At 51.7% G+C, this 13,890-nt stretch carries 14 protein-coding genes; 9 read left to right on the top strand and 5 right to left on the bottom strand.

What is annotated here, in order from left to right; genetic code table 11:
• The first annotated feature begins 122 nt into the window (after positions 1-122).
• Both CKO12_RS09225 and CKO12_RS09220 read left to right on the top strand, forming a co-directional pair.
• A complete protein-coding gene (locus CKO12_RS09225; RefSeq protein WP_200154450.1) occupies positions 123-707 on the top strand; it encodes a hypothetical protein in 585 nt (194 codons plus the stop codon).
• 206 nt (positions 708-913) lie between these two features.
• Positions 914-1,360 carry a hypothetical protein gene (locus tag CKO12_RS09220; RefSeq protein ID WP_200154449.1) on the top strand — a complete coding sequence of 149 codons (447 nt, stop codon included), beginning with the start codon at positions 914-916 and terminating at the stop codon, positions 1,358-1,360.
• Positions 1,361-1,437: 77 nt separating this feature from the next.
• Here CKO12_RS09220 and nifM read toward each other — a convergent pair whose 3' ends face one another.
• Genes nifM through nifV form a run of 5 tightly spaced genes read right to left on the bottom strand, consistent with a single transcriptional unit; the run spans position 1,438 to position 4,813 of the window.
• Entirely contained in the window at positions 1,438-2,271 is an 834-nt protein-coding gene (gene nifM, locus CKO12_RS09215) for a nitrogen fixation protein NifM (protein ID WP_200154448.1), read from the bottom strand.
• Positions 2,272-2,279: 8 nt separating this feature from the next.
• Entirely contained in the window at positions 2,280-2,738 is a 459-nt protein-coding gene (locus CKO12_RS09210; protein WP_200154447.1) for a nitrogen fixation protein NifZ, read from the bottom strand.
• The gene (gene nifW / locus CKO12_RS09205) at positions 2,722-3,066 is read right to left on the bottom strand and encodes a nitrogenase-stabilizing/protective protein NifW (protein ID WP_200154446.1); all 345 of its coding nucleotides are present in this window, start codon (positions 3,064-3,066) and stop codon (positions 2,722-2,724) included. Before nifW ends, CKO12_RS09210 begins: the two co-directional genes overlap by 17 nt.
• 35 nt (positions 3,067-3,101) lie before the next feature.
• Positions 3,102-3,644 carry a hypothetical protein gene (locus CKO12_RS09200; RefSeq protein ID WP_200154445.1) on the bottom strand — a complete coding sequence of 181 codons (543 nt, stop codon included), beginning with the start codon at positions 3,642-3,644 and terminating at the stop codon, positions 3,102-3,104.
• An 11-nt stretch (positions 3,645-3,655) separates the two neighbouring features.
• On the bottom strand, positions 3,656-4,813 hold the full coding sequence (nifV, locus tag CKO12_RS09195) for a homocitrate synthase (protein WP_200154444.1): 1,158 nt from the start codon (positions 4,811-4,813) through the stop codon (positions 3,656-3,658).
• A 304-nt stretch (positions 4,814-5,117) separates the two neighbouring features.
• Here nifV and CKO12_RS09190 point away from each other — a divergent pair, with 304 nt between their 5' ends.
• The 7 genes from CKO12_RS09190 (at position 5,118) to ybeY (ending at position 13,888) form a co-directional block, all read left to right on the top strand.
• Positions 5,118-6,668, top strand: coding sequence for an OpgD/OpgG family glucan biosynthesis protein (locus CKO12_RS09190; RefSeq protein ID WP_242466281.1), 1,551 nt, complete (start codon positions 5,118-5,120; stop codon positions 6,666-6,668).
• Positions 6,669-6,673: 5 nt separating this feature from the next.
• Positions 6,674-7,213 (top strand): hypothetical protein, encoded by a 540-nt coding sequence (locus CKO12_RS09185; protein ID WP_200154442.1) that lies wholly within the window; start codon positions 6,674-6,676, stop codon positions 7,211-7,213.
• Positions 7,210-9,267: a glucans biosynthesis glucosyltransferase MdoH gene (gene mdoH / locus CKO12_RS09180; RefSeq protein ID WP_200154441.1), complete on the top strand. Its 2,058-nt coding sequence runs from the start codon at positions 7,210-7,212 to the stop codon at positions 9,265-9,267. Before CKO12_RS09185 ends, mdoH begins: the two co-directional genes overlap by 4 nt.
• A 109-nt stretch (positions 9,268-9,376) precedes the next feature.
• Positions 9,377-10,732 (top strand): tRNA (N6-isopentenyl adenosine(37)-C2)-methylthiotransferase MiaB, encoded by a 1,356-nt coding sequence (gene miaB, locus CKO12_RS09175; protein WP_200154440.1) that lies wholly within the window; start codon positions 9,377-9,379, stop codon positions 10,730-10,732.
• Positions 10,733-10,835: 103 nt separating this feature from the next.
• The gene (locus tag CKO12_RS09170) at positions 10,836-12,263 is read left to right on the top strand and encodes a WGR domain-containing protein (RefSeq protein WP_200154439.1); all 1,428 of its coding nucleotides are present in this window, start codon (positions 10,836-10,838) and stop codon (positions 12,261-12,263) included.
• A gap of 126 nt (positions 12,264-12,389) precedes the next feature.
• On the top strand, positions 12,390-13,403 hold the full coding sequence (locus CKO12_RS09165) for a PhoH family protein (RefSeq protein ID WP_338032727.1): 1,014 nt from the start codon (positions 12,390-12,392) through the stop codon (positions 13,401-13,403).
• An 8-nt stretch (positions 13,404-13,411) separates the two neighbouring features.
• Entirely contained in the window at positions 13,412-13,888 is a 477-nt protein-coding gene (gene ybeY, locus CKO12_RS09160; RefSeq protein ID WP_200154438.1) for an rRNA maturation RNase YbeY, read from the top strand.
• Positions 13,889-13,890: the final 2 nt, after the last annotated feature.

The following is a 13,890-nucleotide window of genomic DNA, read 5'->3' as shown; positions in this document are numbered from 1 at the left end:
ACGGCGACTCGTGCGACCTCTGTTAGACTGCCAACTTGCATTCATGGCGCATTTTTCTCGGCAAGGCGCTGTCTGTCACCTGCTTTCGTTAAATTGATGGATGTACTGCGTTGCGCAATTTTATGTCGTTCACTCTGCGCCTATTGCTCATTGTTGGCTGGAGCTGGTGCGTGATCCCGCCCGCGCTCGCGCAGGAAACGATGGCATTGGCGATGGCCAACGCAATTGCGCGGATGATGGAAATGATGGGATTTGCCAATTCAAGCGTGCCACCGTTGGGCATGGGTGCGCCGCCGCTCACGGGTTTTCCTTCTGCATTCAGCACGTTACCCGCACTGCCGACGCCGCCAGCGGTGAGCGGCAGCATGTCCACCGCCGTCCCGTTGCAGCAAGTGTTGGCGCAGTTCAATCAAGCGTGGTCAGCAGGCGGAGTGGCGGCGCAGACCACCGCGTTAGAAGGAATTTGGGAGGATAATCAAGGCGGTTTGTTGATTGTGCAGCGCCAGCGTTATCGACTGTATGCCTCCTGTCAGGGCGCGATTGATGGTGACATTGTGGTTGGCAATGGGCGCGTCGCCTTGACCAATCAGCGCGAGAACTTTACCCAGAGCTTTGAATTCGCACTCGATCAAGGACGCCTCGTGTTGCGCAATCACAATGGCGATGTCTTTCTTTACCGTTTGCTAATACTCGATGTCATCAAATAAATTTTGGTTGATATGAATCATTGACGATCCGCAATCTTTAATAACTGTCCAACTTCGCGTAAACTGCCCACACCGCCTTGGGTTTTACTTGAGCCGTGCGTTGTAACACGGCCTGTACCGAAGGTGAACGTCACCTGTTCGCCCGTTCTGGCGGAATACCATCAAAGCACACTGACTTGCCGACCCGTTTTTGGAGGACTCATCACATGGTCGCTTTTGCACAATTACACGCTCAAAACCACAAAATTACTGAGCTATCGAATGTCTTTCTTTATCTGGTGCGTGAACGCGCCATGTGCGATACAGATGTTGCTTGCGATGTGTTTTTTGATCTCACCAATCGTATTAAAGAACACATGGAATTGGTGGATCGGGAACTGTGCAGCCAATTGATTTCGCATCAAGATCAGACAGTCAAGAATACCGCCAACCGCTTTTTATCTGGCTCTACTGAAATCAAACGCATTTTTAATACCTATGTAAAACAATGGTGTTCGCACAAGCGGCACTCCTTGACCATCAACGATCACACCGCATTTGTGAAAGATACAGAACAGATGTTTGCATTAGTGATGGATCGCATTCAACGCGAAACTGAATACCTTTATCCGTTGATTCGACGCTTGGAAGGTTGGGAAAAACAGGTCGCTTGATTTTAGCGTTTTACGCATAAAAAAAGCCCCGCTGCGGTGAATACACGCAGCGGGGCTTTTTTAATGGCTGCAATTGATTATGGCGACAAAGTAGCCAGCCATTGTTTTTGCATCTCACGCTGTTGCCGCGCTGTTAATAACGCCTCAATTTTCGGCTGCGCTTGTGCAAAATCGAGCACCGTTGCTGGAACAATTGCCTCACATAACACGAGATGAAAACCCAATTCAGATTCTAAAATCTCACTCATTGCCCCCGCCGCCAACGTGAATAACGCGGCATCTAAAGCGGGATATAATTGCCCAGCCACAACGCTGCCTAATTGCCCCGCTTCCAACGCAGTTGGACATTCCGAATGCTGCGCCGCCAATTGCCCAAAATGCGCAATTTCTCCATTCCACAGCGCCGCCACCTGTTCCAATCGCGCCCGCGCCTGCTCGCGTTGATTTTCCACAAATTCGGCGTTAATCGTGAGCAAAATATGCCGCGCCGTGCGCCGTTCTGGAGCGGTAAAACGGTCGCGGTGCAGCTCATAAAACAGTTGCGCGTCAATCGCACTGACCGCCGCCGCCTGAGCGCCCACGCGCTGCATCACCGCGTCAAACACCAACTCCCGCCACAGCGCCAGCCGCAGCGCCTCATGCGTCAAACCGTTGTTTTCTAAATCATTTTGCAACGCCTCAGCATCGGCATAACGCTGCGCAATCGCCGCCAGCGCCGCCGCCACATGCGCCTCCGCAATCACCACCGCGCTCGCTTCTGGACTCGCTAACACCCGCCGTTCCAAAGCCAGTGTCTGTTGCGCCACCCGTTGCGCCTGCGCCAATTGCGCTGCCGTCAACGCGGCTGGCGCGGCGTGAAACCGCTCCGTTGCCGCCCGCAGCAAGTGATAACGGTCAGCCGTCACGTCCATTTTAGCCCTCACGCAGTTGGAGCCGCAGCAGGCGCTGCCGTCAGCGCATTTTCCGGCACAATCAAAGTGTTACGGTCGGGAAAATGAACGTGATAACTCACGCCCGTGTCTGGATCGCGGAGCACGCGCAGCACCTCACCGATTTCGCCGACCTGCACCAATACCCGTCCTTGAATTCCCAACGGCAATACGGTGGCGACGCGATCATGGAATTCAAATTGACTTGGAATCCACAACGCCGACTCCGGTTGCAATTCTTCTTCACGGCAGCCCACGATGCGATCTGCATCGAGAAAATGCACCGAATAAATGAGTTGATCTTGTAAAAAAGTGCCGACATCGCGCACATAACCAACGCTGCCGCGCCGAATTAATAAGGTGCCGGTTTTTTCACCCGGATAGGTGCCATCATTGCGCACATTGCGAATTATCCGCACCGCGTCGCCGTATTCATATTGCGGGCGCATACACTGCCTGCTGCGTTAATTCGGTTAATGCCACCGTAACCGTGCGCGGTTCATTCATACGAAACACGCGAAACACCTTTTCAGTTTGTGCATTGGATGTCACAAAATCTTGATACGCCGCTGTTAATAACTCGGCGTGTAATTGCCAGCGAAACTTCACTTCTGCTGGCATTTCAGCAGCTTGTGCTAAATAGTCGTGAAAGCGTTGCAAAATATGCAGCCGATTGACTTGCACCACTGCGGGATCAAAAGGCACGCCGAAGTATTCTAAAAAATCTTCGGCAGTGCTGAGTTCACTTAAATCATCGGTAAAGTCGGCAGCAGTCATCTTCTTTCACTCCAAAAAATGGTTAATTCCCAACATTATGAACGCAGGAATCGCACATTAGCGCCCGCTTGTTGTACCGCCATTTTGGCCACTTCAGCGCGAGCGATTGCCAGCAATTCTGTAATTCCCAAACGGTTGCTGGTGTCAATTTCTGCGATCTTTTCAAAATACTGTAGCGCCTGCGGATAATCACCTAAACGCAATAATAGATAACCTGCGCCTTTGAAGGCTAATAATAAAAAGCGCGTCAAGGTCATCGACTGTGATAATGCTGGACTCAATTCTAATTCGGTTAATTCCTGCCACTGCGCTGGCAAGTCCAGCCGTGCGAGCACCAGCGCAATTGCGCGTTCGGCAATGATTAAGGCATCTTGATACCGCTGTTGATAATAAAAATAGCGATATAATGCCACCAACACCGTTAATTGTTCTGGCGCATAGAAATAGGCTTGCAATAACTTTAATTCGGCAATCTCGGTGCCATAATGCTGCGCGGCAGTGGCTAATAACTCGGCAACGCTTGGCGTAATTGCTTCATCAAAATAGAATTCACCGCTGCTGTGTGCAAACGCATCCATTGCGCACTCCGTTATTGATAGACAGTAGGCGACATTGAATTGATCTCAGCTAAAAATTGCTGCAATTCCACCGCTTCCGGCGAGCGTTTGGTGGTCGTAACAAATCGCCGCACCAACGGCAGCACCCGCTCGGCCTGCGCCTGATTGAGATCAAAGCGCAATTGTTCGGCGTACACCTGCCGCACCGCGTGCGTGCCCGAATGTTTGCCGAGCACCATCCGATGCCGCCGTCCGACATCGGCGGGATCAACTCCTTGATAATTCAGGGGGTCTTTCAGTAAACCGTCGATATGAATCCCCGCCTCGTGGGTGAACGCGCCCGCGCCGACGAGACTTTTATGCCACGCGACCGGCTTGCCAGAAGCGCGGGCGACCAGCCGCGATAAGCCGTCAAAGCGTTTCAAATCAACGCCGCAGTCGCACTGATGCAGGTGGCGCAGCCCCATCACCACCTCTTCCAGCGCGGCATTGCCCGCCCGTTCGCCGAGACCGTGTACGGTCGTGTTGACGTGAGTCGCACCGCCGCGCACTGCCGCCAGCGTGTTGGCGGTCGCCAATCCCAGATCATCGTGAGCGTGCATTTCGAGTTCTAAATCAACGATGGAGCGCAGATCGCGGAGGCGTTCAAATACCGCAAACGGATCGAGAATGCCCACCGTGTCGGCGAAACGAAAGCGCCGCGCTCCGGCTTCCTGCGCCGCTTCCGCTGCCAGCCATAAAAATTCGGGATCGGCCCGCGACGCGTCTTCCGCGCCGACGCACACCTCCAGCCCCAAATCCTGTGCGGCGCGGACTTGGTAGCGAATCTGCGCCAGCGCCCAAGCGCGATCACGTCCCAACTTGCGGGCAATTTGCTGATCGGAGACCGGCATAGATAAATCAACATAATCAACGCCTAAGCCGCGACATTGCGCGATGTCTGCCGGCAACATCCGCGTCCACACCATCAACCGCGCTGGCAATTTGAGCGCCGCCACAGCGCGAATGGACTCGCGCTCTTCCTCACCCATCGCCGGAATGCCGATCTCCAACTCCGGCACCCCAATCGCAGCAAGTCCTTGTGCAATCGCCAGTTTTTCCTCCAGCGAAAAGGCAACGCCAGCGGATTGTTCGCCATCGCGTAACGTGGTGTCGTTAATAATGACGTGATGGGAAATGGGAGTGGTCATAGCGGCTCTCAATGGCGATAAAGTGCATTTTGTGGAGAAAAAAGCAAATTTAATGCCAGCAAAGAGTTAGCAAATAAATCAACACGTTACGCCCGCACAGAGCGCCCGCAGGCTGCGGGTTTTGCGACAACGGCATCAGCAAGATGCGGTATTCTTTGGCAATGCAACGGCGCGGCAATGGTGCGTTATGACTTAAACCTGACTATGATTGCGGCGGATTGACGGTCGTCTTCTTAAAATCCGCATCTCTCCTTCACCTTTTCGCATTCAGTTCTTTATCGAGAGTTCATCAATGAGTCCCCGAATGATGCGCGTACTTCCTTTTACCCTCGCTGTGGTATTAACGAGCAGCATTGCCGCTGCGGAAACCAATACGGTTGATCCCGATGCGAATGACGTTAATTCCGATAAATTCACATTTGCAACGGTCACTCGCCGCGCTGCTGAATTAGCGGCTAATCCATATCAACCGGATCGTCCCGCGTTGCCGCATTATTTAGCCAATTTGGATTACGATCATTATCGGGATATTCGTTTTGATCCCGCGCATAATTTATGGCGCAATGAAACGTTGCCGTTTCAAGTCAACTTTTTTCATCGCGGGTTTTTATCGCAAGATCGCGTCACCATCAATTTAGTTGATGCCGCTGGTCAAGCCGCTCCGGTGACGTTTCACCATGATTTATTTAATTATGGAAAAAACTTAGTTCCTGATGACATGCCCACCAATCTGGGTTATGCCGGTTTGCGCATCATGCACCCGTTGAATCGCGCCGACGTGTTTGATGATCTTGCCGTCTTTCAAGGTGCCAGCTATTTCCGCGCTTTGGGCAAAGATTTGAATTATGGATTATCAGCGCGAGGATTAGCGATTGATACTGGCTTACCGAGCCGCGAAGAATTCCCCGTTTTCCGTGAATTTTGGCTGCGCCAGCCGGTGCCGAATGCGTCTGAAATCACACTGTACGGCTTGCTGGATAGCGATAGCGTCGCTGGTGCCTATCGGTTTGTGATTCATCCCGGCGTGGAAACGGTCATTGATGTCAAAGCGAAATTGTTTTTCCGTAAATCTGTGCAAAAACTGGGTATTGCGCCCTTGACCAGCATGTTTTTTCACGGTGAAAACAGCGACCGCTTTATTGATGATTTTCGCCCTGAAGTGCATGATTCTGATGGTTTGTTAGTGGAAACCAATTATGGCGAGCGCATTTGGCGTCCATTAGCCAATCCGATTGGGCTGCGGGTGAGCAATTTCCAAGTTGAAAATCCGCGTTCATTCGCGTTATTGCAACGTGATCGCAACTTTACCAATTATGAAGATTTAGAAGCGCATTATCACAATCGCCCCAGCGCGGTGGTAGAACCCATTGGTAATTGGGGCAAGGGTGTCGTTGAATTAGTGGAAATTCCCAGCAATGCGGAACGCTATGACAATATCGGCGCGTATTGGATTCCCGCGCAACCGACTGAAGCGGGACAAGAATTAAACTTTGCGTATCGGCTGCGCTTTACGAAAGACCCAGAAGCGGCAATGCTCGGCGGGCGCGTGAGTGCAACGCGAATTGGCGCAGGTGGCACCGATATTCTTGATCCGAATGTGCGCAAGTTTGTCGTTGATTTCACTGGTGAAACCTTGGCAAAACTTGATCCGAATACGCCAGTAGAAGCGCAGGTGTTTACCACTTCTGGGCAGGTCTCCAAACCAATTGTGCAAGCCAATCCTGCGAATAATGGTTGGCGGCTGTTTTTTGAATTAACGCCGAATGGCAATCAGCCTGCTGATTTACGCGCATTTTTACGCAACGGTAATGATGTGTTGAGTGAAACTTGGAGTTTTCGCTGGGTGCGGGAATAACAATTATGCCAACTTCTCATGTTGATTCTGATCTCGCGTTGGTCAGCGCCGACTGGTGGCCGCCAACTGCCGCACGTTTGACCGTGTATCTTGCCGCGCTCGGCGTTACTGACGCTGCCGAGGTGGCGCAATTAACGGAACAGGTGCGCCAGCAAGTGGCGAGTCGCGCCGCCGCTGCGCCGTTAGAAGACACGATTGAGGCGGCGATTGAGGCGACTTTGGCGCTGCTGGATGCGTGGCTGCTGACGGAATTGGGCGAGGCGGATCCCAACGCGTTGGCGGCTGCTCGCGCTGCCGTGCTCAGTGGCGAGGTACCGGGCTGGACGCAGCGGTGGCTTGACGGCGCGGCAGCGGAATCGGACACGCTGGCGCCGCAATTGCGGGCGCTCCAACTGACTGCCGTGCCACCATTGGCGCCGCTGCCGATGCCGACCAGCACCATTGATTTATGTTGTCAGCGAGCGCGGCGGCAATTTTCCGGCGCGATCTGCCGCTGGTTTTGTCAACCCGATGCGCGTGTGCCAGCGCCCGGAGAATCTGCATGAGTCGCCATTTTTTCGGCTTAGGGCGCTATTTCCATCGCCCGATCTTTTTCCTGCTCACGATGCTCACCACGCTCGGCGCGATGTCGCTGTTATCGGCGGCAATTCAGGACGGTGGCATCACGCCGTTGGAGCTGGCGCTGTTGATTTTGTACGCAATTTTGATGCTGTGGATCACGGCTTCCTTTTGGACGGCAGCGCTCGGTTTTGTGCGCATCCTGCGCCGGCAGCGCCAGCCGGCGGTGAGCAAAACCGCGCCGTTGCTCAACGATCTCAATGAACCATTTCGCACTGCGATTGTGATGCCGGTGTACAACGAAGACCCTGAGCGCGTGTTTGCGGGGCTGCGGGCGACCTATCAATCGTTGGTGGAAACGGGGCAGGCGGACAGTTTTGAGGTGTTTGTTCTGAGCGATACCCGCGATCCCGATGTCTGGGTGCAGGAAGAAATGCAGTGGCGGCGGTGGGCGCGAGAAGTGGGCGAACCGGCGCGGATTTTTTATCGCAATCGGGTGGAAAACACGGCGCGTAAAAGCGGCAATCTCGCCGAATTTTGCCGCAATTGGGGCGGGCGTTATCGCTACATGATCGTGCTCGACGCCGATAGCATCATGGCGGGAGAGACGCTGGTGGAGATGGTGCGGCGGATGGAAGCGGATCCGCGTCTCGCGCTGGTGCAGGTGCCGCCGGTGCCGGTCAATCGCTCGTCATTATTTGCGCGGATGCTGCAATTTGCTGGCAGTTTGTACGGCAGCATGTTTGCCGCTGGTTTGTCGTATTGGCAGCAAAATACCGCCAATTTCTGGGGACATAACGCCATCATCCGCGTGCGCCCGTTCACTGAGCACTGCGGGCTGCCGCAGTTGCCGGGCAATGAGCCGTTTGGCGGCGAGATTCTCAGCCATGATTTTGTGGAAGCGGCGTTGCTGGCGCGAGCGGGTTGGAAGGTGCAGCTTGCTGACGATCTCGGCGGCAGTTATGAGGAAATCCCGCCGACGTTGATTGATTACGCCAAACGGGATCGGCGCTGGTGTCAGGGCAATTTGCAGCATTCGCGGCTGGTGCTGGCGCGGGGATTCAAGGGCGCGAGCCGTATCCATTTCATCATGGGCGTGATGTCGTATCTGGCCTCGCCGTTGTGGCTGCTCTTTCTGATCGCAACCGGCATCGAGGCGTATTTCCACAGTTTGACGGTGCCGGTGTATTTCTTTGGCGATAACGTGCTGCCGGTGTGGCCGCAATCGTATGCGGTGGAAATGGCGACCGTGCTGTGGGTGACGCTGACGCTGCTGTTTTTACCCAAGGTGTTATCGCTGGTGTTATTGGCGTTTGATCCGGCGCTGGCGCGACGTTTTGGCGGACTGCCAAAAGCGGCACTCAGCGTGTTGATTGAAAGTTTCTTTTCGGTGCTGCTTGCGCCAGTGTTGATGCTGTTTCAAAGCAAATTCGTAGCGGCAATTCTGCTGCGCACCACCGTGGGCTGGCCGACGCAGGAACGCGGCGATCATCAAACCGGTTTTGCCGAAGCAGTGGGAGCGCACAGCGTCCACACCTTGGTTGCGGTGGTGACGGGCACGGCGACTTATTTATATGTGCCTGATTTCTTTTGGTGGTTTACGCCGGTGCTCGCGGGGCTGGCGCTGTCAATTCCGGTCTCGATGCTCACCAGCCGCATCGCGCTGGGACAATGGGCGCGGCGCTTGGGTTTATTTTTGACGCCAGAAGAATCTGCCGAGCCGCGAGTGTTGGCGTTGCTGGAACAGCAGCTCCAACAAACGGCAGCGCCAGCCGGTGCTGCGAGCGGCGATTTCTGGCTGCGGGCGGTAGTCAATCCGTGTACTTACGCGCTGCACGCCGCGCAATTGCCGGATGAAGCCCCGAGTCGGCGGCGGCGGCACGCGCTGGAAGGGCTGATTTTCAAGCTCCAAGATGCCGGTCTCAACGGTTTGAGCACCCGCGAAAAACGGGCGCTGATTTCGCACCGCGACGGCTTGGCGGAATTGCACACGTTGCTATGGGCGGGCGCAAAACCGCCGCTCCAGCCGCCAGCGCGTTAATTCATTATGGTGACGTTGAATTGCGTTATCGGTTATCAGTTGAATACAACTGCGTGACTATTTCACAATTCAACGTCATCTTTATTTGCCAAACGAAGTATCTTTGCTCATGCGTAAACTGTATATTCAAACGTATGGCTGTCAAATGAACGTACATGATTCGGCGCGTATTGCTGATTTATTGCGTGAGACCGCCGGTTTAGAATTAATTGAGACTGCGGAAGACGCTGACGTATTGTTATTAAATACCTGCGCCATTCGTGAAAAAGCCCAAGAAAAAGTCTATTCTCAACTCGGACGTTGGCGTCCGTGGAAACTCGCCCGCCCCGACTTAATTATTGGCGTCGGCGGCTGCGTTGCCAGCCAAGATGGTGCCGCCATTCGAGAACGCGCTCCCTTCGTTGATATAGTGTTTGGCCCGCAAACGCTGCACCGTTTACCGCAAATGCTGCGCGATCTTGCCAGCGAGAAGCGCCCGCAAGTTGATGTTTCCTTTCCTAAAATCGAAAAATTCGACTGTTTGCCCACACCCCGCGCCAGCAGCGCGACCGCCTTTGTGACCGTCATGGAAGGCTGCTCGCGGTTCTGCACCTACTGCGTCGTCCCCTACACTCGCGGGCGCGAACTCAGCCGCCCCGTCGCTGACGTTTTAACCGAAGTGAGCGCCTTAGCTGCGCAAGGCGTGCGCGAGATCAATTTATTGGGACAAAACGTCAACGCCTATCGCGGACGGACGGCGGACGCAGCGGCAGAACGTGTTGATTTGGCTGATTTAATTCGCGCCGTCGCTGCAATTGCGGGAATTGAACGAATTCGTTTTACCACCAGCCATCCAATGGCATTTTCTGAGCGTTTAATTGATGCCTTTGCTGACGTGCCGCAATTGGTCGATTTTTTGCATTTACCGGTGCAATCCGGCTCGGATCGGATATTAGCGGCGATGCGGCGCGGGCACACGGTCGCCGACTATTGCACCAAAATTGAACGGCTGCGGCAGGTACGCCCGCATTTAACGCTGTCATCTGATTTTATTGTTGGTTTTCCGGGCGAAACGGCAGATGATTTTGCCGCCACGCTGGCGCTGGTAGAACGGCTTGAATTCGATCACAGCTACAGTTTCATTTATAGCCGCCGTCCGAATACGCCTGCTGCTGAATACCCAGACGATGTCACCTTGAATGAAAAAAAGGCGCGTTTAGAACAATTACAACACCGCTTAAATCATCACGCACAACGGATTAGTCGCCACATGATTGGCACCACCCAACGCATTTTAGTGGAAGGACACGCCAGAAAAGATATGAATCAACTTGCCGGGCGTACTGAAAATAATCGCGTTGTCAATTTCACCGGAACTCCTGATTTAATTGGCAACTTTGTTGAAGTCACCATTACTGAAGCGTTGCCGAATTCACTCCGCGCCCAACTCACCTCTCCTGTGATAACTGCTTCAATTAGCGAATAGTGATCCGATGCGTAGGATAAAATAGTTTGGTCAGCATTATCCGCAATGTTAACACTGTCAATGATTCCACGGTCTTGAAATTTCCTGCAACAGGGGCTATGCGATGACTCAGTATTATTTGGAACTATCCGAAGAAGAAAGTAACGGCATTTCCCATAAATTTTACGCAATTACAGTAGAAGATTGCAGCGTTACCATTCAATACGGTCGCATTGGAACCGATGGCTCAAAAAGCATCTCTTTCTGTGCTACTCCGCAGGAAGCAGAGAAATTGGCTTTGAAAAAAGTCAATGAGAAAAAACGCAAAGGTTATGCTGAGGCGGTTAAAGGTGTGCGAAAAAAACGCACCATCACCCGTCGCAACATTGTGAGCCAACCATCAACGATTAAAACCACTGTTCCAACATTATGGAAATTTAGCTCTGGTTCGGGAGCGTTTGGAATTTTTATTGACCAACAAACGTGTTGGGTCGGCAATCAAGCAGGTTTGGTATACAAACTCACTCCAGAAGGCGAAATCATCAATCAATATCGTTTTGGAGAAGGCGTTAAATGTATTGTTGCCGACACGCATTGGATTTATGTCGGTTGCGATGATGGAAACGTGTATGATTTATCGGGAAAAATTCCGCGCTTGGCATACGAAATCAATGAGCATATTGATATTTTTTGGTTAGATATTCGTAATGGATTTTTGGGCGTTTCAGATTCAGGTGGAACGCTAACCACAATTAACTACGAAAATGAGTGTCAATGGTCAGCAAAGAGTGCGGGAGTATCCGCGTGGATGGTGCGCTGTGATGAAGATGGTCGAATTTTCTATGGTGATTCAAAAGGCGTGAGTTGTTTTGACGGTTGGGGCAACGGTACTGCTGTTTGGAAAAAATCTGTTGGGAACGTATTATTTGGCTGGTTGGGTCAAGAATACGTTTATGCTGGAATGGGAAATGATAACGTCACAATAATGACTAAGCAGGGAGAAGAAAAGCAAATCTGTAGAGCAGATAACGCGGTTTTTTCGTGTGCCGCGTCACCAGATGAACAGTATATTTTTGCAGGAGATAGTTATTCTTCTCTTTATTGCTTTAGAAATACCGGTGAACGGTTGTGGAAATTGGCTACGGGCTGTGGTTCAGCGTATTCGATGCAGTATCTTGATGAAAAGCTCTACATCGTTACAACTGATGGTTTTTTAGCGTGTATTGATGCAAGCGAAGCCGCTATTCAAGCTGCAATGAACGGTCAAGTAATGACCTCTCGTGAGATGAAAGCGCCAGTCAAGCAAGCCACATTAGTCGCAAGTGATATTCTCGAAGCTGCTCCAGTGAATGCGTCAGGAGTCGTTTTGCAGTGTATTAAAGAAGGTTCAAAGTTACGAATTAAAGTGGTTTCGCCCGGCTACCAAATGTGGTATGTGCAATTCCCGCGCAATTTACGACAGGAAGGACAATTCTATCTCGTGGATAGAATTGAAGAAGCATCAACAGGCGGTTTTTATCGTGTGATTGGCAATATCTATGCGCAAAATTGAGAAGTTTTGCATGATTCTTGATACATTGGTAATCATCCGAATCAACAGGATTGAAGTGAATTCTTCAATTTTTACTCAATAAACTACGAGAATACTATCCCACAAATCGGAGCATTATCAATTAGCGTGCCAAACTCATTCCAACTGCTCGACCAACATCTTGATCTGGAACTCCAACCAGAAGATAACCTGCGGATTGCGAATCTCTGCGGTCAATTTGATCAACATCTGCGCCAATTAGAGCGTGGCTTGGGGATTGAAATCAATTCACGCGGGAGTTGTTTTCGCTTAATTGGTAACGCAGAAGCGGTGCGATTAGGTGCTGACATTTTGCGCCAACTGTATACAGAAACTGTTGATAGTGGCATCACTGCTGACATCATTCATTTAGCGTTGCAAGTCGCTGGGGCGGATGCTGTCCGCGAGGCAACGGTAGATCATTTACCTGAAATCGTGATTAAAACCAAACGCGGTTTAATTCGCGCTCGCGGTGCGAATCAACAAGCGTATTTACACGCCATTCAACACCACGACATTAACTTTGGTATTGGTCCAGCGGGAACGGGTAAAACCTATTTGGCGGTTGCCAGCGCGATTGAAGCCTTAGAAACGGAACGGGTGCGGCGTTTGTTATTGGTGCGACCGGCAGTAGAAGCGGGCGAACGTTTGGGCTTTTTACCCGGTGATTTAGCGCAAAAAATTGATCCTTATTTGCGCCCGTTATATGACGCACTGTTTGAAATGATGGGCTTTGAAAAAGTCACCAAGTTATTAGAACGCAACGTGATTGAAGTTGCGCCATTGGCTTTTATGCGCGGACGCACTTTGAATAATGCGTTTGTGATTTTAGATGAAGCGCAAAACACCACGCCGGAACAAATGAAGATGTTTTTAACCCGTTTAGGTTTTGGTGCAACTGCTGTAATTACTGGCGATTTAACCCAAGTTGATTTACCGCGTGGACAGCCGTCGGGTTTACAGCAAGCGGTGGATATTTTGCGCACGGTAAAAGGAATTAGTTTTACCTTGTTTCATTCGCGTGACGTGGTGCGACATGCGCTGGTGCAGCAGATTGTGAATGCGTATGAAACCTTTGAACAGGCGAAAAAAGCTCGCCTCACCGCCAGTGCAAATAGTTGAATTCTGCAATGACACAAATAGACCTTGATGTGCAATTAGCGACTGAATGCACACATTTACCGCCGTTATCGCAATTAGAGCAATGGGTGACTGCGGCACTTGCTGACAGCCGTGCTTGCGCTGAATTAACCATTCGCGTTGTGAGCGAAGCAGAAAGTGCGGCATTAAATCAACAGTATCGTGGCATTGATCGTCCCACCAATATCTTGTCATTCCCATTTGAAGTGCCGCCCGGTATTGATGCCGATGATCCAATTCAAAATTTACTCGGTGATTTGGTGATTTGTGCTGAAGTCGTCGCCCGGGAAGCGCAAGAACAGAATAAAACCCTTGCGGCGCATTGGGCGCATTTAATCGTGCATGGGGTATTACATTTGCGCGGCTACGATCATCTCGATGATAGTGACGCTGAGGCAATGGAAGCATTGGAAACGCGCCTGATTTGCGCCTTGGGATTTCCACCTCCTTATGATGCGGAGCTTTGAAG

Source organism: Chromatium okenii, assembly GCF_016583745.1.
Taxonomy (GTDB): domain Bacteria; phylum Pseudomonadota; class Gammaproteobacteria; order Chromatiales; family Chromatiaceae; genus Chromatium; species Chromatium okenii.
Note: the sequence above shows the minus strand (reverse complement) of the source record. Positions and strands in the feature narration are given on the sequence as shown.